We start from the raw sequence: 18,841 nt of genomic DNA, 5'->3' as shown, positions 1-18,841 counted from the left end.
TTAGCGGGGTCACGGTGTGACGGGCATGGTGTGAATAGACGAGATTGCGGGGCGTTCTTGTCATTCATTGTCTTTTGTTTTAATGTTGCGGCACCCACAGGGTGCTAGACAGGGTGGATCGTCGGCAGCGTCAGATGTGTATAAGATCCAGAAGCGGCAGGCTTCGCAAATCTGCGTTTGCCGCGCTCGTGCCGCAATGGGACGTGCCGCACGTGCATTTGCCGTTTGGTCAGCGGAACGGTCTCCTACACGATCGAATGGCCCGGATTGAGCCGGGAAGAAAAGGCCGAAGGCCTTATTCTGCCCTGCGTTGCCATCGCCAGAACGGATCTGGTCATCGAGGTTCCTGACGCCTCGAGAATTTGATCGAAGGAAGCGCGCTTTCGCCCGATCAATCGCTGCAAGTTTCCCTTGCCACCTTACGACATACCTATAATAATTATGGGTATGTCCTCGCAACCCGTCCCGCTCAAGCTAACCGACGAAAACCTAAAGCGATTGATCCGCGAAACCGCGGCTGACACCGCGAGGGTGTTTTTCGTCCCACATGCCAAGAAGCGGATGCGGGAACGAAAGATAACGCCAACACAAGTCTATGACTGCCTGCGAAATGGTCATATCTGTGAGCAAGGGCACGTCAATTTGCACGGTCACTGGCAGTGCACTTTGACTCGCCGGCATGCGGGAGATGAAGTCACGATTGCAGCGGCGCTGGAGCGCGCAGACGACGGCAATTGGGTTGCAGTCGTTACAGTCTATTAAGGAACGGCCATGTACCACTACACAGAAATAGGGCTGCAAAACGTGTGGCTGGCTAACGGCTACAACACGAGAAAGACACCGTACGGAAAGGCTGTGTCCATCGAAGACGCCGAGGGCCTCCATTTGGCCATCGGCAGGGCGATCGCTCGCAAGAGCTATCTCACTGGCGCGGAATTCCGGTTCCTGCGCAAGGAACTGGACCTATCCCAGCATCGTCTTGCCGATTTGATTGGAACGTCGGAGCAAACCGTTGCGCTTTGGGAAAAGCGCGGAAAGATTCCGAAAACTGCCGACCGGATGTTCCGCGCGCTCTACCTTGAAACGATAGACGGCAACGTCAAGCTAAAGGAAATGATCGAGTTGATCGCCGATCTTGACCGCAAACCGGAAGAGAAAATGATTTTCGAAGACACCGAAAACGGGTGGCTCCCTAAGGCAGCTTAATCTGGACATTATTCGCGCGGCCAACGCGCCGCCCGATGCTCATGCCGGTCAGTTGGTGCTGAACGACATGACCGCCTGGTTGGGGTTGATCAGTCTGCGTTCAACGCCCGTTGCCCATCGCCCGGGCGATTTTCTTGTCGGTGTTGTACTGGCTCAATGCATACACCGACCAGATCGCGGCCGGAATCCAGCCGATCAGCGTGATCTGCAAAATCAGGCAGACGATGCCCGCAAACGGACGACCGATCGTGAAGAACTGGAACCACGGCAGAATGATGGCAAGCAGTAGACGCATACGGATTTCCTGTAGGCAATGTGGGTAGCGGGCTAGTTGATCGGCGCGAAGCGCGGCACCTTGGCGCCGTCGACTTCAATCAACTCGAAAAATACCGACGCCGGACGTGTCCAGATCGTACCATTGGCCGCTTTGTACACGATCATCGTGACGGTGGGGTCCGACTCGAGCGTGGCCTCGCACACCAGTTCGTAAATCCCGCCTTTGTAGTGCCGGTAGCGCACCATTCGAACTCTCCTTGAATTGAACAACCGCAGCGTTTGCGCAGAGCGGCGCCCGAACCGTCCCTCAAGGGGACTTCCTTCGGAGCCTCAACCGCCCTCTTTCATCTGCTTCAGAATCTTGTAGACCGTGGCGCGTCCCATCGTCAGCACGGCTGCCACATAGTTCGCGGAACTGCGGCCGCGAAACGCGCCTTGCGCGTGCAGCGCCTCGACGATTTCCCGCTTGTGCTCGCGCGTGAGCGCATTGATGCCGATCTGCCGCTCGCGCAGCCACGTATGCAGGTACGTGTTGATACGGTCCTGCCAGTCGTCGCGAAACAGTTCCTCGGCCGGCGCGTCCGTCAGATTGCCGCCCTTGATGAACAGGTCGAGCGTCGAGCGCACGTCTTCGAACACCGCAATATTGAAGTTGATGCACAGCATGCCGGCCGGCTTGCTGTCGTCGTCGAACAGAATGTTGCTCACGCAGCGCATGCGCCGGCCGTCCCAGTTGAGCTTCTCGTACGGTCCGATCGTCTGGCCGCGCGCCGCGTAATGGACTTCATCCAGCACGGAAGGGCCGCCCACTTCGAGCTTCGAGAGGTTGTTCACGAGGTAGGCGATGGTCTGGTCGCGCAAATCGTGAATCACCACTTCGGCACAGGGATACAACAGCGCTGCGATGCCGTCGGCGATAGGAGCGTAGCGCTCCAGCAGCAGGTCTTTCACAGGAGAGACGTTGGTCTTGCGCATTGGACAATCGCAATGGTCGAAGGATTCGGCAACTCGCCATTGTAGCCATCCGGCCCCGCCGCGGCGACCGCGGCGCGAATCGCCCCACAGGCAAATCGGCGCCCGTTCTTCGCCGCGCGGCGATTTTTGTCCGCCTGGCGAGCGATTTTTTTTCGTGCGATAAAAGAATCCTCTATTTCACGGAGCTCCAGATGGCCACGCTAGAAGCGTTTCGCGCCGTGCTCGATGACGCAGGCACGCCGGAAATCATCCGCAACCACATCATCGATTCCTTGCAATACACGCTGCGCAACCACGGACAGATCTTCACCTCGAAGGAAGTCGAATGGCTGGCCGGCTGGGATGACGCGCGCATTCCGCTCGCGGCGTCGCGCGAATTGCAAAAGCGCGTCGCCGAACCTTCGCGCTGAAGCGCCCCGCGGACCATCCATCGGTCCGCGCCGGAGCCTTCCGCACCCGGCGTCCCGCAGCGCCCCTCCGGCACACCGCCGGCGCCCCGGACATCTCGCGCAAACCCGCGCCGGCTGGGCGGTCTGCTCATGCGCGGAAGTTTTCGCTATCTAATTAGGCCCATTTATGGCACTATATTGGAATAGCTGTATCCCGCGTTCGTAGCACCGGCAGCACCTGGCAGTCTCAAACCGGCATCTCCGCACCACCCCCGACTGTTCGACCGCCGCCCGTCGGCGATCCCGTCACTCCGGCAATGCGCCGCCTGCATTCGCCGTCGCGAGTTGTGCAGCTGAGTGATCAGCTTTATGCGCCCGTTGTCCGCGCGACTTCGGCGTGTTTCTTCTCCATCGAATCCGCGATTTTGCGCGGCCGCGCCCAAGCCCTTGCAATCGGGCCTGTGCCAACTTTTTCCATGGCGGCGCGCCCCAAGGCTGCGCCGTCCGGCTGGTCGTGCCGCGCGTAACACGCGTGACACGACGGCCACGTAATACAGGACATGTGTTTCATGATTTCAGCTGTCAAGACGTACAAGGGTTACGAAATTCACCCGCTCGTCTATCCGCGCCGTCCGGCAACCGGCCAAACGAGCCGCAACCCGAACGCCGGTTACGACGCGTCGGTGCGCATCTGCCGCGTGGGCGCCAATCCGGCGGCCGAGGGGCGCGTGTTTCGACTGCAGTATCTGTTTCCGTTCGACGGCACGGGCAAGGCGCGCATTGCGTGCATGGCCCACGCCGAGCAACTGATCGACGGCCGCGTGGACGGCCAGTCGGTCGCCGATCTCTGAGCGGCACCGCCAGCGCATAGGTGATGCCACAAGGCAGTGGGCCGCAAAGCTCCTGTCATCCGTATCTGATTGATGTTGAGCCGCACACACAGGCGGCCAACGCACCCTAATCCCATCGACCAGGAGTAATGCATGGCGAAAGAAGAACTGCTTGAACTTGACGGTATCGTCGACGAAGTACTTCCGGACAGCCGCTACCGCGTGACGCTCGACAACGGCGTCGTGGTTGGCGCTTACGCATCCGGGCGCATGCGCAAGAACCACATTCGTATTCTCGCGGGCGACCGCGTCACGCTGGAACTGTCGGTCTACGATCTGACCAAAGGCCGGATCAATTTCCGTCACAAAGACGAGCGCGCCAGCGGTGGCGGCGCTCCCCGCGGCAACGCGCCATTCCGCCGCCGTTAAGGCAGGCGTGCCGCAGGGCCCGCTGGTCGTGTCCCGCACGATCCCGGCGCGGGCCATTGCGCTCAAGGTGAACCGCGCGCCTTCTCCGGCTTGACTCGTAGGTTCGGGCCCGAGCGGCGCGCCGCGGTATCGCGCACCCCTCCTGCGCTTCGCTCTGGAAGCGCGCTCAAAGTTTGAATACCGCCCTGAGGTCTTCTCCGGCGGCGCTTCTGCGCACCTGCTCGACCACCCGCTCCTCCAGTTCCGCCAGATGCTTGCGCATGGCGGTCAAGGCCACGTTGAGGTCGCCCGCGTCGAGCGCTTCAATGATTTGCCGATGTTCGTCCGCGGAGCACGTCGAACCCTTCGACGGATCGAACAGCGCCTTGTACAACTCGGTCTTGGCGACCAGTTGCCCGACCATTCCGAGTAGCGCCCTCCCGCCTGCCAGTTCCGTCAGCAGCACGTGAAACTGGCCGGCCAGGCGCACCGATTCTTCAATGGCCCCGGCGCGCAATGCCTTCTCTTCGCTGTGCACATGCGCGCGCAAGCGACGTTTGTGCGCGGCGCTCAACGTCCCGCACAAAGCCGTGACGATGCCCGCCTCGACGATCTGCCGCGCGCGATACACCTCACGAATGTCCTCCTCCGACGGCGACGGCACGAATGCGCCGCGATTCGCCTCCAGCACGAGCTTTCCCTCGAAGCCCAGGCGCGCGAGCACCTTGCGCAACGCGCCGCGCGTGCAGCCGAACGCGGCGGCGAGATCCCGCTCGACCAGTTGCGCGCCCGGCCGCAGGCGCCCCTGCAACAAGGCCGCGGAAATGGACTCGTAAATACGCGCTTCAACGCTCATCGGATCGCTGTCGGGCGCCGTCTGGGCGGACGTTTCAGCGTTGTCAGACAGGGCGCGACGGGATGGTGGAGCCATAGGTTCAGGTAACCGGAAAGGGAGCGATATCGCCCGGCATTCTAGCGGCGCCGGTTGGGCGGCGCCATCCGCCTGCGCCGTGAGCTATACCGGGCATTGCAAAAATGGTTAACCATTTCACGTTATTATGGCTGACCAAAATACGCCTTGCACGGATCTTCCAGACTGCCAAGGCGCCCTTCTCCCGCATCAAGGATCATCGTGAATTCGCCCTCCAGCGCCAATCCGCCCGTCGCTTCCGCTCACTACGTCGCCACGGCGCTAACGTGGCGGGACGCCGTGTGGCTGGCTGCGATCGTCGTGATCGGCATCAATCTGCGTCCGCTGCTCACGTCGATCAGCCCGCTGATGACAACGATCCGCGCGGCAACCGGCCTCAGCTTTTACGGCGCGTCGCTGCTGACGAGCCTGCCGGTCGTCGCGATGGGTATCGGGGCGTTCGGCGCAGGCGCGCTAACTCGCACGATCGGCGAAACACGTGGCGTCGCGCTCGGTCTGCTGGCGATTGCGCTGGCGTGCGCGGCACGCCTAAGCGCATCGAGCGGCGCCGCGCTGCTGGCGACGGCCGTGCTTGCCGGCATCGGCGTCGCAGCGATCCAGGCATTGCTGCCCGCGGTCATGAAGCAGCGCTTTCATGCGCGCGTGCCGTTGGCCATGGGCGTGTTCTCCGCGTCGATCATGGGGGGCGGCGGACTGGGCGCGAGCTTGAGTCCATGGATAAGCCGCGTGGCGCAGTCATGGCATGCGGGTCTTGCGGCATGGGCTGTCCCTGCGTGTTTGGCGCTAGTCTGCTGGTGGACCCTGAACCGGCAGTCTTCCTCGAACCGCGCCGCCACGCAGAACACTTCCGCAAACGCCGCCGACATCTCGCTGTGGCGCACGCGGCGCGCGTGGACGCTGGGCCTCTACTTCGGCATCGTCAACGGCGGCTATACGAGCCTCGTCGCATGGTTGCCGGCTTTCTATCAGCAGCGCGGCATGAGCGTCGCGGCAAGCGGCTCGCTGCTGGCGGCAATGACGGTATTTCAGGCCGTCTCGGCCCTGTTGCTGCCGCTGGCAGCGGCGTCGTTCCGGGACCGGCGGCCGTGGCTGGTGCTGGGCCTCCTCGCACAACTGTTCGGACTACTAGGCTTGATCGTGTGGCCCGATGCCGTGCCCTTGCTGTGGGTCGGCGTAGCCGGCGCGGGACTGGGCGGGGTATTTTCGTTGTCGCTCGTGACGGCCATGGATCATTCGGCCGATCACCGCGTGGCCGGCAAGCTCGTCGCGTTCACTCAGGGCGTCGGGTTTATCGTGGCGGCGGTCGCGCCGGTCGTGGCCGGCATCGTGCGGGGCTGGAGCGGCGGCTTCGGCGCCGCGTGGATCATGCTGGCCGTCTGCGTCGTCGCGATGATGGCGGTAAGCCTCCTGCTGTCGCCCCGCAGTTACGGCACGTGGCGTTGAGCATGTGAGCGGCGGCGCCATGCGCCGCTTCGGTGCATCATTCTCACATGCCCCGTGCGGGTGCAGCCGAAGCGCGGCATACGACCGCTTAATCCGCGATTACGTTGCTTTCAGCGCAGCATGCGTCACCTGGCATGGTCATTGCATTATCCATAGTCAGCCGTCGACAAAACTCATTCCATGCTGCGCGTTCTCCTCGTCACCGATACCGACAAACCCATTGGCGATTTGCGCGAGGCACTCGCCCGGCTCGGCTACGAGATGCTGGCGGGCACGACCACACCGCAAGCCCTGCATCGCGTGGTGCAGAGCGAACGGCCCGACGTGATCATCGTCGATACGGAATCGCCGTCGCGCGATACGCTCGAACAGCTCGCGGTGATGAACGCCACCGCGCCGCGCCCCGTGCTGATGTTCAGCCACGACGACAATCAGCAGCTGATTCGCGACGCCGTGAATGCGGGCGTCACCGCCTATCTGGTCGAAGGTCTCGCGACGGAGCGGCTCGCTCCGATCCTCGAAGTCGCGCTCGCGCGTTTCGCGCAGGAGTCGCAGTTGCGCGAACGCCTCGCGCAGGTCGAAAACGAGCTCGCCGAACGCAAGCTGATCGATCGCGCCAAACGCCTGCTGATGGACCAGCAGAAGATCACCGAACACGCCGCCTACGCCAGCTTGCGCAAACGCGCAATGAACCAGGGCGTCAAACTTGCCGAGGTCGCGCGCGCCATTGTCGCGGCGGCCGAGTCGAACAAATGAAGCGCCGCTCATGAACTCTCCTACCTCCCTCACCACGTCGTCCACATCGGGGCAGCTCGAGAAAACCCATTTGCGGCTCGGCTTCGTGGCGCTGTCGGACGCCGCGCCGCTGGTCGCCGCCAAACTGCTCGAATTCGGCCACGCCCACGGCCTTACGCTGGAGTTGTCGCGCCAGCCGTCATGGGCGGCCGTGCGCGACAAGCTGCTCTCGGGTGATCTCGACGCGGCGCACGCGCTCTACGGTCTCGTCTACGGCGTGCAACTGGGTCTCGGCGGGCCGCAAACGGACATGGCCGTGCTGATGGTGCTCAACCGCAACGGCCAGGCGATCACGCTGTCGAACCGTCTCGCCAATCTGCTTGCCGAGCACGGCACCCTGCCGAAGGCGCTGGCGGCGCTGGGCCGCAAGCCGGTGTTCGCGCAGACCTTCCCGACCGGCACGCATGCGATGTGGCTGTACTACTGGCTCGCGTCGCAAGGCGTGGATCCGTTGCGCGAGATCGAGAGCGTGGCGATTCCGCCGCCGCAAATGGTCGCGGCGCTCGCCGAAGACAAGCTCGACGGCCTGTGCGTCGGCGAGCCCTGGAACGCGCAAGCCGAAGCGCAAGGCGTGGGACGGACGATCGCCTATACGAGCGACGTGTGGCCGGATCATCCCGAGAAGGTGCTGGCGTGCCGGCGCGATTTTGTCCGCGCCAATCCGAACACCACGCGCGCGCTCGTGCAGACCATGCTCGAAGCCTGCCGCTGGCTCGACGGAGCGGGGCACCGCGAGGACATCGCGCGCTGGCTCGCCCGGCCCGATTACATCGGTATCGACGAAGCCCCGATCGCGGCACGCCTCGGCAGCGAGATTGCCGCGTCCGCGCCGCGCGGCCTGCCGATGCGGTTCTTCGACAACGGCGCGGTGAACTATCCGCACGCGTTCGAGGGCGCGTGGTTCCTCACGCAGTTCGAGCGCTGGGGCATGCTCGACGCGCGCGCGGACTATGCGGAGATCGCGGCGCGCATCAACCAGACGCAGTTGTATCGCAAGGCGGCCGCCGGTGTGAACGTGGCGGTGCCCGGAGACGGCGCGCCGCAGGTTTTGATCGACGGCGAAACGTGGGGCAGCGATACGTCACCGGTTGCGTACGCCAGGCGGTTTCCGATTCGCCGCTAAGGTCCGGCGGCCCGACCTCATGCCGCCGCTGCCCCCTTTACCGAAGGAAACAGTACGCTGACCACGAGTCCACCGCCGGATGCGTCGGTCAGCGCAACCCGCGCGCCATGCACGCGCGCAATCTCCCTTACGATCGACAAACCCAGCCCGCTGCCCTCGACCGCCTGGGTGGCCTCGCTGCGATAGAAGCGCTCGAACACCGCCTCGCGTTCGCCCGCGGCAATCCCCGGCCCGTTGTCGATTACCTGCAGCAAGGCCTGCTCGCCGTCACGCGCAACACGCACGGTAATCACCGCGCCGTCGCCCGCATAACGAATGGCGTTATCGATCAGATTGCCGGCCAGTTCCGCGAGCAGATCGGCCTGGCCCATCACGTCGATCCGCACGTCCTGTTCGAAGCCGAGGTCGATGCCACGCGAGCGCGCCACCGGCGACCAGTCGAGCGCGACGCTGCGTGCCACCTTATGCAGTTGCACCGCCGCATGCCTGACGGTGTAGCCGCTGTCCGCGTCGAGCCGCGACAGCGACAGCAACTGCTGCACGATACGCACCGCCTGCTGCACCGCGCGGTTCAGGCGCCGCAAATGCACCCCCTGCCGCCGCTGGCCGCCCGGGTTCTCGTGGGCAGCGTCGGTATCGCGCAGCGCCAGTTCGGACTCCGCCTGAATCACCGCCAGCGGCGTTTTCAACTGATGCGCGGCGTCGTTGAAAAAGCGCCGCCGTGATGACTGCATCGACTGCGTGCGGCTAATGTACTGATTGATCGAATCGACCAGCGGCACGACTTCGCTCGGCAAGCCGGCGGTATCGAGCGGGGTGGGATCGTCTTCCGCGCGCGCGGCCACCCTGGCCGACAAACGGTTCAGCGGTCGCAGGCCGCGCGCCACCCCCAGCCACACGATGCCGAGCGCGAGTACCACCAGCAGGCCTTCCTGTTGCAGCGAACCGGTCAGAATCTCGCGTGCGAGAGCCTGGCGCTGTTCGATCGTTTCGCCGACCCGCACCACCACCACCCGCGTCTGCGCGCTCGGCACGTCGTGCACCGGCAGCCTCAGCATCGCGATGCGCAGCGGTCTGCCGCGAAACACGTCGTCGTAGAACTGCACGCTGTAGGGCTCGCCCGGCACCGGCTGCGCGTCCGGCAGATCGGGATAACCCGTCACCACGCGGCCGCCCGCTTCGCGAATCTGATAGTAGATGTTGCCGCCACCGTTCGATTCGAACATCTCCAGCGCGAGGTACGGCAGGTCGACTTCAATCTGGCCGTCGCGCAAGCGGATGCCGTCGCGGATCGACCGCAAGGAAAATTCAAGCGTGCGGTCGAAGGCCGCGTGCGCGGCGTTCATGGCGCGCTGATACGTGAGCCAGGCGTCGAATCCGAGCAGCAGAAGCAGCGGCAACAACAGCCAGAGCGCGACCCGCACGCGCAGATTCGGCCGCGTCATGCGCTTTTTGCTTCGAGCAGATAGCCGAGTCCGCGCAGCGTGACGATGGCGACCGCGCTGTGTTCGAGTTTTCTGCGCAAGCGGTGCACATAGATTTCGATGGCATCCGCGTTCACCCACTCGTCGAGTCCAAAGATTTTCTCCGACAGCGTTTCCTTGTTGATCGCGCGGCCATTGCGCAGGATCAGCACCTCCAGCACCGAACGCTCACGTGGCGTCAGCGCGAGCGGCTCGCCGTCGAGCGTGAAGCTGCGATCCACGCTGTCGTACAGCAGCGCGCCGCATTGCGCATGCAGCAGCTCCTGGCCGTGACCGCGGCGCAGCAGCGCACGGGCGCGCGCTTCGAGTTCGGTGAGCGCGAACGGCTTGGCGAGATAGTCGTCGGCACCGAGGTCGAGGCCGCGCACGCGCTCCTCCACCGCGCCATGCGCGGTCAGCATCAATACCGGCACCGCGTTGCGGCGCGCCCGCAAGCGGCGCAGCACTTCGAGACCGTCGAGCTTCGGCAAGCCGATATCGAGAATCACCAGCGCGTAGTCCTGCGTGCGCAGCACGTGATCAGCGGATTCGCCGTCATGCATGCAGTCGACGGTCAGTTTCGCGATGGTCAGCGCGTCGGTCAGCGAGCGGGAAAGGATCGGATTGTCTTCGACGAGCAGTACGCGCATGAGCGGAATCCCAGGGAAATCCATGAGGTGAATCCGGGCATTGTGACGCATTTCTTTCGAAAACTGAAAGCATTCAGAAAGCACGCGATACTTACCATTCGCCTACACAAAACCAACATGAAGTTTTCTGGAGGAAGACGTGCAAAAAGTTTTGAAGAGTCTCGCCGTAGCTGTCGCATTCGCCGCAAACCCAGTATGGGCGTCGTTTCCGGCTGGATACCCCAGCGACTACCAGAGCACCGTCGACGGGGCGAAAAAGGAAGGCAAGCTGATCGTCTACTCGGTCACGGACACCGCGCTGGTGCGTCCGCTCATCAAGGACTTTGAAAGCCTGTACGGCATCAAGGTCGAGTACAACGACATGAACAGCACCGAGCTGTACAACCGCTACATCAGCGAAAACGCGGCCAGCAGCACCAGCGCCGACGTGCTGTGGAGTTCGGCCATGGACCTGCAGGTCAAGCTCGTCAACGACGGCCTCATGGCCACCTACGAATCGCCCGAGGCGAAGCAGTTGCCACAGTGGGCGCAGTACCAGAAGCAGGCCTACGGCACCACGTACGAGCCGCTCGCGATCGTCTACAACAAACGCCTCGTGCCGGCGGGCGAAGTGCCGCAAACGCGCGCCGATCTGATCAAGCTTTTGCAGGAGAAGCCCGATCAGTTCAAGGGCAAGGTCACGACCTACGACATCGAAAAATCCGGCGTCGGGTTCAACTATCTGACCCAGGATGCGCGCGTCAACCCGCAGGTCACGTGGGATCTGGTGAAGGCCATGGGCGCCACGGGTCCGAAGCTGCAATCGAGCACCGGTGCGATGATGGAGCGCATTTCGTCGGGCGAGAACCTGATCGGCTACAACATTCTCGGCTCGTACGCGCTCTCCAAGGCGAAGAAGGATCCGTCGATCGGCTACGTCTATCCGAAGGACTACACACTGGTGGTCAGCCGCCTCGTGACGATCTCGAAGAAAGCGCAAAGCCCGAATGCCGCGAAGCTGTGGGTCGACTACCTGCTCTCGCAGCGCGGCCAGACCCTGCTCGCGAATCAGGCGAGCCTGTTCTCGATCCGCGCCGACGTGGACGGTGAAACGTCGATGGCCGGTCTGACGAAGCAGCTCGGCGACTCCCTCAAGCCGATTCCGATCGGTGCGGGCCTGCTGGTCTATCTCGACCAGTCCAAGCGGCTCGAATTCCTCAAGCAATGGCAGCAGTCGATCAAGCGCTGAGCACCCGCGTTTGACGCTCCGGCGGGCGCGCTGAACCGCGCGCTCGCCTGCCTTTCCTTCCATACCTGTCGATATGCGGCGCATCTGCCGCAGGGGGACACTCATGCTTTCCACTAGCGCAACCGGACACCGCGGCGCCCCGCCGCACGCGGCCGACGGCGGCTCCATCGGCGCGCTGCCGCGCGGCACACTGCAGCCGTTCGCGGGGATGCTGCGCTGGCTCGTCGTCGCGGTGCTGACCGTCGCGGTCGCGCTGCCGCTCGGCTTTATCCTGCTGCAGAGCGTGCTGAATGCACCGTTCTTCGACGCGAAGCGCACCCTCGGCCTCACCGGCTTCGAATTCATTTTCAGCGACCCGGACTTCTGGTCCGCGCTGAAAAACTCGTTCGTCATCGCGGCCGGGATGCTGTTCATCTCCATCCCGCTCGGCGGCATTCTCGCGTTCCTGATGGTACGCACCGATCTGCCGGGCCGCCGCTGGCTCGAGCCGCTGCTGCTCACGCCCGTGTTCGTCTCGCCGATGGTGCTCGCGTTCGGCTACGTGGTCGCGGCCGGCCCGGTCGGCTTCTACTCGGTCTGGTGGATGGAGCTGTTCGGCACCGCCGAAGCGCCGTGGACCGTGTACTCCATTTTCGCCATCACCGTGATCGTCGGACTCACGCACGTACCGCACGTGTACCTGTATTCGTCGGCGGCGCTGCGCAATCTCGGCTCGGACGTGGAAGAAGCGGCGCGTGTCGCCGGGGCGCGGCCGTTTCGCGTCGCGCTCGACGTCAGCCTGCCGATGACGCTGCCCGCGCTGCTGTTCGCCGGCGTGCTGGTGTTCTTCCTCGGCTTCGAAGTGTTCGGCCTGCCGCTCGTGCTCGGCGATCCCGAAGGGCATCTCGTGCTGGCCACCTATCTCTACAAGCTCACCAACAAGCTCGGCGTGCCCTCGTATCACCTGATGGCCGCGGTCGCGGTGTGCATCGTCGCGATCACGTTCCCGCTCGTGCTGCTGCAACGCAGATTGCTGAAGAGTGCGAACCGCTTTGTCACCGTCAAGGGCAAGGCGGGACGCCAGACCGTGCTGCCGCTCGGCGCGTGGCGCTGGGTCGCGCTCGCGATCGTCGCGCTGTGGCTGCTGCTCACGGTGTTCGTGCCGCTTTCCGGCATCACGCTGCGCGCGTTCGTCACCAACTGGGGCCTGGGCGTGCATCTCGCCGACGTGCTGACGCTCGCCAACTTCACCGAACTGTTCGAGCAGGACAACCTGGTGCGCGCGATTCTGAACACGCTCGGCATCGGCGTGATCGGCGGCGCGCTGGCGGTGGGCTTCTATTCGCTGGTGGCGTTCGCGGGCCACCGGCACAACGACTGGGCCACGCGCCTGCTCGACTACCTCGTGCTGCTGCCGCGGGCGGTGCCGGGCCTGCTCGCCGGTCTCGCGTTCCTGTGGATCTTCCTCTTCGTGCCAGGACTCAAGGAACTGAAGAACTCCATGTGGAGCATCTGGATCGCCTACACCGTGGTGTGGCTCGCGTACGGCATGCGCCTGATTCAAAGCGCGCTGCTGCAGGTCGGCCCTGAACTCGAAGAAGCCGGACGCAGCGTGGGCGGCACGCGCACGCGCGTCAGCCTCGACGTGACGCTGCCGCTCGTGCGCTTCGGGTTGCTCGCGGCGTGGCTGCTGATCTTCATGATCTTCGAGCGCGAATACTCCACCGCCGTCTATCTGCTCTCGCCCGGCACCGAAGTGATCGGCGCGCTGCTGGTGTCGCTCTGGGCGACCGGCGCGGTCGATCAGGTCGCGGCGCTTTCTGTCATCAACATCGCGATGGTCGGCGCCGGACTCGGTGTCGCCCTGCGCTTCGGAGTGAAATTGCATGGATAAGCTCACGGTCGACAACCTCTTTCTCAGCTATGGCGACAACCCGATTCTGAAGGGTGTGTCGTTCGAGCTGAATCCCGGTGAAGTGGTGTGCCTGCTCGGCGCGTCGGGCAGCGGCAAGACCACCTTGCTGCGCGCGGTGGCCGGGCTGGAGCAGCCGTCGTCGGGCCGCATTCAGCTCGACGGCCGCACGTTCTTCGACGGCACGGCGCACATCGATCTGCCGGTCGAGCAGCGCTCGCTCGGGCTCGTGTTCCAGTCGTACGCGCTGTGGCCGCACCGCACAGTGGCGGACAACGTCGGCTATGGCCTGAAGCTGCGGCGCGTCTCGGCCGCGGAGCAGAAACAGCGCGTGCAGTCCGCGCTCGATCAGCTCGGCCTCGGCCATCTTGCCGCGCGCTATCCGTATCAACTCTCCGGCGGCCAGCAGCAGCGTGTGGCGATTGCCCGCGCGCTCGTCTACAACCCGCCGGTGATCCTGCTCGACGAGCCGCTCTCGAACCTCGACGCGAAGCTGCGCGAGGAAGCGCGCGCGTGGCTGCGCGAGCTGATCGTCTCGCTTGGCTTGTCCGCGTTGTGCGTGACGCACGACCAGACCGAAGCGATGGCGATGTCCGACCGCATCCTGTTGCTGCGCAACGGCAGGATCGAACAGGAAGGCACCCCCGCCGACCTGTACGGAGCGCCCCGCTCGCTCTACACCGCCGAATTCATGGGCAGCAACAACCGCATCGACGCGCGCGTGGCCGCCGTCGACGGCGCACGCGTGACGCTGGCCGGCGACAGCTGGCAATTGCAGGCGCAGGCGCGCGAAGCGCTCACGGTCGGTCAGAACGCGCAGGCCGTGATCCGCCTCGAGCGCGTGCAGGTCGCCGACGGTCCCGGTGCGAATCGTCTGCAGGCCGAACTGATCACGTCGATGTATCTCGGCGACCGCTGGGAATACCTGTTCCACTGCGGCGATCTGCGCCTGCGCGCCTTCGGCCACGTGCCGCGCGCGGCCGGCCGCCACTGGATCGAATTCCCCGCCAACGACTGCTGGGCATTCGCTCAGGCGAGCTGAACTCCCTGCCCTGAAGGACATTCCCTTTGGGATGTCCTCGTAGATGCAACAAAACCAACCACAGGAGACTGTTGATGAAGTGGAGCATGAAAAAGAAGACCCTCAAAGCGACCCTCGGCGCGACCTGCGCCGGACTTGCTGGTTTTGCCGGCGGCGCGCAGGCGCAATCGAGCGTGACCATCTACGGCATCGTCGATGCGGGCATTGAGTACGTGAACCATGCGAGCGCGGACGGCGGCGCCACGCGGCTCGTGTCCGGCGGCAAGAACACGTCGCGCTGGGGTTTGCGCGGCGTCGAGGATCTTGGCGGCGGCCTGAAGGCGGTGTTCCAGCTGGAAAGCGGCATCAACGTCGCGAACGGCCAGTTCGACGACGGCCCCGGCGCGATCTTCGACCGTCGCGCGACTGTCGGCCTGAAAAACCGCTTCGGGCAAATCACGCTCGGCCGCAATTTCACCACCACCTACGACTACATGCTGCCGTTCGACCCGATGGGTTACGCGCCGAACTACTCGTGGGCCACCTCGTCCACGGCGACGGGCGGCCGCAAGGACGGCCTGTTTTCGCGTTCGGCCAACGCCGTGCGTTACGACGGCACCTACTCCGGCTTCAAATTCGGCGCAATGTACGGCTTCGGCAACGTGCCCGGCAGCATGAAGTCGAGTTCGAAGTACGACTTCGGCCTGGGCTATGAGAACGGTCCGTTCGCGGCCGTCGCGACCTTCGACCGGCAGAACGGCGCGAACGACAGCGTCACGCCCGCGGACACCACCAACTACATTCAAGGCATTAATGCCGGCCTGAGCTACGACTTCGGCCCGGTCAAGGCCATGGCCGGCTACCGGAACTACCGGCGCACCTTCCACACCGCCGCGCCGACGCTGCGCAGCGATATGTACTGGCTCGGCGGCCAGTACGACGTGACGCCGTTCATCTCGCTGTTCGCCGCGGTCTACCACCAGGACATCAAGGACGCGAGCGACGCCGATCCGACGCTGTTCTCGCTGCGCGCACAGTATGCGCTGTCGAAACGCACGGTGTTGTACATGGCGGGCGGTTATGCGATGGCCAAGCACGACAAGCCGGTCAGCCTGTCACGTGATCTGATCGGCGCGGCGGATACGCAAGCGGGTGTGACGGCGGGGATTCAGCATCGTTTCTGAAGCAACGCAGGGCGCGATGCGCCCTGCCCGCTCGAGAAATTCGACGAGGCCAGCGCCTTTCGCCGTTCTGGCCGCAGCTTGCCGAGCTGCATCCACTTTCAACTGGAACGTCAGCACGCGTTGTGCAATTTGCACCAGTATCAACGACCCGCTTTACGTCAATCGAATGGCTGCGCTGATTATTGCGTCAGACAACGCACGCATACGGCCACTGTTGGCCACCCATCTGGCTGCAAATAACGCTGTGACGTCGTGCGTGCGACTCGCAGCAGACACTCTGTCCACTCCCACCATTCTGCTCGACACATATGTAACGCTTACTACCGCGAGCGCGCCAAATTATTCAGAATAACTATCTTAAATATCTTTTTCAACGTCTCACGAATCTTTGAGAAATTCATGATTTGAGCCGGGCGCTTACGCATTCTTGATATGAAGCGATAGCTGCTTCTCGATGACCGTTACATGCAAGCGTTGGCAATGGTCAAGTCAATACTGAATTTCAATTCGCCATCTTTTTGTGGATAGGAAAACGGTTTGCCATGGGTTGTCTTTGCGTGTTTAATGCGGTTCCAGACCACAGGCCGTCAGAGCAGGCGGCGCGTTATTCAGTGATACATCCCGGCGTTACTGTCTCCGGCGTCATACAGTTCAAGGGAGTCTTCGATGGGGTTGATGGTTCTTCCGTCTCAGGCGTACGAGGTCAAACTCGCACCGCATCCGGCGCCGTTCTCCGTGTTGAAGTTCGAAGGCGATGAGGGCATCAGCCGTCTGTACCGCTACGACATCGAGTTCACGAGCCCCGTCGCCGACCTCCCGATGGACCAGGTGCTGGGACGCCCGGCGAAGTTCGTGATCGACCCCATCGACCCGGACGCCGACTACCTGCTGAAGATGTTCGGCGAGAACGCGTCGAAGTTCAGCGAGATGCCGCCGGCACGCACGATTCACGGCATCGTGACGCGGTTCGACCAGCTTGGTTCGTCCGCCGACGAGACGCACTACCGGCTGCTCATCGAGCCGCGCACAGCCGATCTGGCTCGCGCGGTGACGAGCCGGCTGTTCCAGAAGCAGTCGGTGCAGGAGATCATCACCGACACAGTGCGCCACTACGGGTACCGCGAAGGTGTCGACTTCAAGTTCAATCTGCGGGCACAGTACAAGCGTCACAAATACATTACCCAGTACAACGAAACAACGTTTTCCTTCATCCAGCGTATTGCGGCGGATGAAGGCATCTGGTTCCGCTTCGAACAGGAGAAAGACCAGGAGGTTATCGTCTTTGGCGACGATCTCGATGCCTATGCGCGCAACCAGCGCGTTGTGCCGTTCCGGCGTCACTCGGGGTTGGCCAATTCCGGGGCGGACTCTGTCAGGTCGATTGAGCGTCACATGCGGCGCGTGCCCGAGGCGATCCGGCTGAACGACTACAACCATCGTCAGGCTGGTGTGAACCTGCTCGTCGAACAGAACGCCGCGCGCGACGATAAGACCACGAACGCGGTCGACTACCGCTGGGGCGAGCATTACGAAACGCCTCAGGAAGGGCGGCGCATTGCGCAATTGCGCCACGAGGCGCATCTGGCGCAGCAGATAACCTTCGAAGGTAAGGGCAACGCGTTCGCGCTCGAGGCAGGTGAGGTGCTGAACCTCGACCAGCAACTCGCTGACGCGCCGCACGGGCTGTTCATTGTCTCCGTCTCATCCAGTGGTGGCCGCAAACAGGCGTATTCGAATACGTTCTCCGCGATTCCGGCTGATCGCGTCTGGCGTACGCCGGTCATTCCGGCCGCGCGGCCGCTTATCAACGGTATTCTGCCAGCGCGGATCACGTCCCCCGGAGATTACAAGCGCGCCTACCTGACGGAGGAAGGCTGGTATGTGATCAAGCTGCCGTTCGACCTCGACACGTGGAGTCCGGGTGGCACGAGTCGCCCGGTGCGGCTTGCGAAACCGTATAGCGGTGACAACTACGGTCATCACTTTCCGCTGATTGATGGAGCGGAAGTTGCGATTATTCATACGGACGGGGATCCGGATCGGCCCGTCATTATCGGTGCGATGCACGACAGTTTGCATCCGGACCTGGTCAACAACCTGAATCAGACCCGTAACCTGATCCGTACCGTCGCGCAGAACGAGATGCGCATGGAGGACAAGGAGGGTAATGAGCATATCCATCTGACTACGCCGTTCCAGACCAGTGAGCTGAGTCTGGGGCATATGGTGGACGATCAGCGCAAAGAGCGGGGGCGGGGGGCGGAGCTTCGCACCGACGAACACGTAGCAATCCGCGGTGGCAGAGGGGTTTTGATCTCTGCCGATGCGCAGCCGGCCGCAAACGGCAAGCAGCTAGACATGAAGCCTGCCGTGGCCCTGCTCGACCAAGCATTGCAGCAAATGGAGGCTCTCGGCGAGGCGGCCAAGGCTGCCCAGGCAATTGCCGCCGACTATGCGGAGCAAAAAGCACTTCTCGGCACACTCAAGGATCTGAAAAAGGCCGGAATTCTTGCCAGCGCTCCTGCGGGCGTTGGGATGGTCTCAGGCGACCATCTGCAACTGAACGCCAAACAGAATCTGATCGCAACCGCGGGGGGCAACGCCGACATCGGCGTCATGAATCGCTTAACGGTCGCCGCAGGCGAACGGGTATCGCTGTTCGCGCAGAAACTCGGCATGAAGCTGTTTGCCGCGAAGGGCAAGGTGGAAATTCAGGCTCAGCGCGATGAAATGGCACTGGCCGCGCTGAAGGACGTGACGATCATCAGCACCGACGGCAAGCTGGTCCTCACCGCTGCTAGGGAAGTGTGGATCGGAGCTGGCGGATCGTACATCCGAATCAACGGCGAGCGTATAGAAAACGGCACCCCGGGCGACATTCTTGAGAAGGGTGCCTTTTGGGAGAAACAGTCCGCAGCTACCGAAAAACGTGCAATGCCTGTTCTGGGCCAACGACCCATATGCCTTGAGTGTCTGTTGAACGCCGCATTGCATGCTTCACCGTTTCTGGGGCGCTAACGATGGACTC

At 63.2% G+C, this 18,841-nt stretch carries 19 protein-coding genes and 1 pseudogene; 14 read left to right on the top strand and 6 right to left on the bottom strand.

Features of this window, described 5'->3' with window-relative positions; genetic code table 11:
- Positions 1-150 precede the first annotated feature (150 nt).
- From A6V37_RS39565 to A6V37_RS29155, 3 genes and pseudogenes are all read left to right on the top strand, one after another.
- A pseudogene (locus A6V37_RS39565) lies at positions 151-366 on the top strand (2Fe-2S iron-sulfur cluster-binding protein); the annotation flags it as partial.
- A gap of 75 nt (positions 367-441) precedes the next feature.
- Complete coding sequence (locus A6V37_RS42905) at positions 442-762, top strand: DUF4258 domain-containing protein (protein ID WP_075643577.1); 321 nt, start codon at positions 442-444, stop codon at positions 760-762.
- A gap of 9 nt (positions 763-771) precedes the next feature.
- A complete protein-coding gene (locus A6V37_RS29155) occupies positions 772-1,206 on the top strand; it encodes a helix-turn-helix domain-containing protein (protein ID WP_064270060.1) in 435 nt (144 codons plus the stop codon).
- 100 nt (positions 1,207-1,306) lie between these two features.
- Here A6V37_RS29155 and A6V37_RS29150 read toward each other — a convergent pair whose 3' ends face one another.
- From A6V37_RS29150 to A6V37_RS29140, 3 genes are all read right to left on the bottom strand, one after another.
- A complete protein-coding gene (locus tag A6V37_RS29150) occupies positions 1,307-1,501 on the bottom strand; it encodes a YqaE/Pmp3 family membrane protein (protein ID WP_064270061.1) in 195 nt (64 codons plus the stop codon).
- Between the two features lie 32 nt (positions 1,502-1,533).
- Positions 1,534-1,728, bottom strand: coding sequence for a DUF1653 domain-containing protein (locus A6V37_RS29145; RefSeq protein WP_064270062.1), 195 nt, complete (start codon positions 1,726-1,728; stop codon positions 1,534-1,536).
- Positions 1,729-1,812: 84 nt separating this feature from the next.
- Positions 1,813-2,457: a helix-turn-helix transcriptional regulator gene (locus tag A6V37_RS29140; protein ID WP_064286584.1), complete on the bottom strand. Its 645-nt coding sequence runs from the start codon at positions 2,455-2,457 to the stop codon at positions 1,813-1,815.
- Between the two features lie 191 nt (positions 2,458-2,648).
- On the opposite strand from A6V37_RS29140, the gene A6V37_RS29135 reads away from it, so the two are divergent.
- The 3 genes from A6V37_RS29135 to infA all read left to right on the top strand — a co-directional run bounded on the left by A6V37_RS29135 (position 2,649) and on the right by infA (position 4,105).
- Positions 2,649-2,867, top strand: coding sequence for a hypothetical protein (locus A6V37_RS29135; protein ID WP_064270099.1), 219 nt, complete (start codon positions 2,649-2,651; stop codon positions 2,865-2,867).
- Between the two features lie 548 nt (positions 2,868-3,415).
- Complete coding sequence (locus A6V37_RS29125) at positions 3,416-3,697, top strand: hypothetical protein (protein WP_064270064.1); 282 nt, start codon at positions 3,416-3,418, stop codon at positions 3,695-3,697.
- A gap of 132 nt (positions 3,698-3,829) precedes the next feature.
- Complete coding sequence (gene infA, locus A6V37_RS29120) at positions 3,830-4,105, top strand: translation initiation factor IF-1 (protein WP_064270065.1); 276 nt, start codon at positions 3,830-3,832, stop codon at positions 4,103-4,105.
- 166 nt (positions 4,106-4,271) lie between these two features.
- Here infA and A6V37_RS29115 read toward each other — a convergent pair whose 3' ends face one another.
- On the bottom strand, positions 4,272-4,940 hold the full coding sequence (locus A6V37_RS29115; protein WP_242665876.1) for a GntR family transcriptional regulator: 669 nt from the start codon (positions 4,938-4,940) through the stop codon (positions 4,272-4,274).
- A gap of 276 nt (positions 4,941-5,216) precedes the next feature.
- On the opposite strand from A6V37_RS29115, the gene A6V37_RS29110 reads away from it, so the two are divergent.
- The 3 genes from A6V37_RS29110 (at position 5,217) to A6V37_RS29100 (ending at position 8,376) form a co-directional block, all read left to right on the top strand.
- Positions 5,217-6,458 (top strand): cyanate transporter, encoded by a 1,242-nt coding sequence (locus A6V37_RS29110; RefSeq protein ID WP_064286580.1) that lies wholly within the window; start codon positions 5,217-5,219, stop codon positions 6,456-6,458.
- 180 nt (positions 6,459-6,638) lie between these two features.
- On the top strand, positions 6,639-7,214 hold the full coding sequence (locus A6V37_RS29105) for an ANTAR domain-containing response regulator (protein ID WP_064270068.1): 576 nt from the start codon (positions 6,639-6,641) through the stop codon (positions 7,212-7,214).
- Positions 7,215-7,224: 10 nt separating this feature from the next.
- Positions 7,225-8,376: a CmpA/NrtA family ABC transporter substrate-binding protein gene (locus tag A6V37_RS29100; RefSeq protein ID WP_064270069.1), complete on the top strand. Its 1,152-nt coding sequence runs from the start codon at positions 7,225-7,227 to the stop codon at positions 8,374-8,376.
- Positions 8,377-8,393: 17 nt separating this feature from the next.
- Here the strand turns inward: A6V37_RS29100 and A6V37_RS29095 are convergent, their stop codons facing one another.
- On the bottom strand, positions 8,394-9,821 hold the full coding sequence (locus A6V37_RS29095; RefSeq protein ID WP_064270070.1) for a sensor histidine kinase: 1,428 nt from the start codon (positions 9,819-9,821) through the stop codon (positions 8,394-8,396).
- The gene (locus A6V37_RS29090) at positions 9,818-10,489 is read right to left on the bottom strand and encodes a response regulator (protein ID WP_064270100.1); all 672 of its coding nucleotides are present in this window, start codon (positions 10,487-10,489) and stop codon (positions 9,818-9,820) included. Before A6V37_RS29090 ends, A6V37_RS29095 begins: the two co-directional genes overlap by 4 nt.
- A 139-nt stretch (positions 10,490-10,628) precedes the next feature.
- On the opposite strand from A6V37_RS29090, the gene A6V37_RS29085 reads away from it, so the two are divergent.
- From A6V37_RS29085 to A6V37_RS29065, 5 genes are all read left to right on the top strand, one after another.
- The gene (locus A6V37_RS29085; protein WP_064270071.1) at positions 10,629-11,717 is read left to right on the top strand and encodes an ABC transporter substrate-binding protein; all 1,089 of its coding nucleotides are present in this window, start codon (positions 10,629-10,631) and stop codon (positions 11,715-11,717) included.
- A 103-nt stretch (positions 11,718-11,820) separates the two neighbouring features.
- Positions 11,821-13,590, top strand: a complete 1,770-nt coding sequence (locus tag A6V37_RS29080; protein ID WP_064270072.1) for an ABC transporter permease — start codon at positions 11,821-11,823, stop codon at positions 13,588-13,590.
- Positions 13,583-14,650 carry an ABC transporter ATP-binding protein gene (locus A6V37_RS29075; RefSeq protein ID WP_064286578.1) on the top strand — a complete coding sequence of 356 codons (1,068 nt, stop codon included), beginning with the start codon at positions 13,583-13,585 and terminating at the stop codon, positions 14,648-14,650. Before A6V37_RS29080 ends, A6V37_RS29075 begins: the two co-directional genes overlap by 8 nt.
- Positions 14,651-14,736: 86 nt before the next feature.
- Positions 14,737-15,813, top strand: coding sequence for a porin (locus tag A6V37_RS29070; protein ID WP_423213150.1), 1,077 nt, complete (start codon positions 14,737-14,739; stop codon positions 15,811-15,813).
- A gap of 675 nt (positions 15,814-16,488) precedes the next feature.
- Positions 16,489-18,831 (top strand): type VI secretion system Vgr family protein, encoded by a 2,343-nt coding sequence (locus tag A6V37_RS29065; protein WP_075643578.1) that lies wholly within the window; start codon positions 16,489-16,491, stop codon positions 18,829-18,831.
- Positions 18,832-18,841: the final 10 nt, after the last annotated feature.

Source organism: Paraburkholderia ginsengiterrae (assembly GCF_001645125.1).
Taxonomy (GTDB): Bacteria; Pseudomonadota; Gammaproteobacteria; order Burkholderiales; family Burkholderiaceae; genus Paraburkholderia; species Paraburkholderia ginsengiterrae.
The sequence above is the reverse complement of the archived record's forward strand: the minus strand, read 5'-3'. Positions and strand labels throughout refer to the sequence as shown.

What these genes read in the sequence shown, in the direction of transcription:
- A6V37_RS29145 (WP_064270062.1), bottom strand. Translation starts at nt 1,728, where the DNA reads ATGGTGCGCTACCGGCACTACAAAGGCGGGATTTACGAACTGGTGTGC.
- A6V37_RS29105 (WP_064270068.1), top strand. Translation starts at nt 6,639, where the DNA reads ATGCTGCGCGTTCTCCTCGTCACCGATACCGACAAACCCATTGGCGAT.
- A6V37_RS29100 (WP_064270069.1), top strand. Translation starts at nt 7,225, where the DNA reads ATGAACTCTCCTACCTCCCTCACCACGTCGTCCACATCGGGGCAGCTC.
- A6V37_RS29115 (WP_242665876.1), bottom strand. Translation starts at nt 4,940, where the DNA reads ATGAGCGTTGAAGCGCGTATTTACGAGTCCATTTCCGCGGCCTTGTTG.
- A6V37_RS42905 (WP_075643577.1), top strand. Translation starts at nt 442, where the DNA reads ATGGGTATGTCCTCGCAACCCGTCCCGCTCAAGCTAACCGACGAAAAC.
- A6V37_RS29125 (WP_064270064.1), top strand. Translation starts at nt 3,416, where the DNA reads ATGATTTCAGCTGTCAAGACGTACAAGGGTTACGAAATTCACCCGCTC.
- A6V37_RS29095 (WP_064270070.1), bottom strand. Translation starts at nt 9,821, where the DNA reads ATGACGCGGCCGAATCTGCGCGTGCGGGTCGCGCTCTGGCTGTTGTTG.
- A6V37_RS29070 (WP_423213150.1), top strand. Translation starts at nt 14,737, where the DNA reads ATGAAAAAGAAGACCCTCAAAGCGACCCTCGGCGCGACCTGCGCCGGA.
- A6V37_RS29065 (WP_075643578.1), top strand. Translation starts at nt 16,489, where the DNA reads ATGGTTCTTCCGTCTCAGGCGTACGAGGTCAAACTCGCACCGCATCCG.
- A6V37_RS29090 (WP_064270100.1), bottom strand. Translation starts at nt 10,489, where the DNA reads ATGCGCGTACTGCTCGTCGAAGACAATCCGATCCTTTCCCGCTCGCTG.
- infA (WP_064270065.1), top strand. Translation starts at nt 3,830, where the DNA reads ATGGCGAAAGAAGAACTGCTTGAACTTGACGGTATCGTCGACGAAGTA.
- A6V37_RS29075 (WP_064286578.1), top strand. Translation starts at nt 13,583, where the DNA reads ATGGATAAGCTCACGGTCGACAACCTCTTTCTCAGCTATGGCGACAAC.
- A6V37_RS29140 (WP_064286584.1), bottom strand. Translation starts at nt 2,457, where the DNA reads ATGCGCAAGACCAACGTCTCTCCTGTGAAAGACCTGCTGCTGGAGCGC.
- A6V37_RS29150 (WP_064270061.1), bottom strand. Translation starts at nt 1,501, where the DNA reads ATGCGTCTACTGCTTGCCATCATTCTGCCGTGGTTCCAGTTCTTCACG.
- A6V37_RS29135 (WP_064270099.1), top strand. Translation starts at nt 2,649, where the DNA reads ATGGCCACGCTAGAAGCGTTTCGCGCCGTGCTCGATGACGCAGGCACG.
- A6V37_RS29080 (WP_064270072.1), top strand. Translation starts at nt 11,821, where the DNA reads ATGCTTTCCACTAGCGCAACCGGACACCGCGGCGCCCCGCCGCACGCG.
- A6V37_RS29155 (WP_064270060.1), top strand. Translation starts at nt 772, where the DNA reads ATGTACCACTACACAGAAATAGGGCTGCAAAACGTGTGGCTGGCTAAC.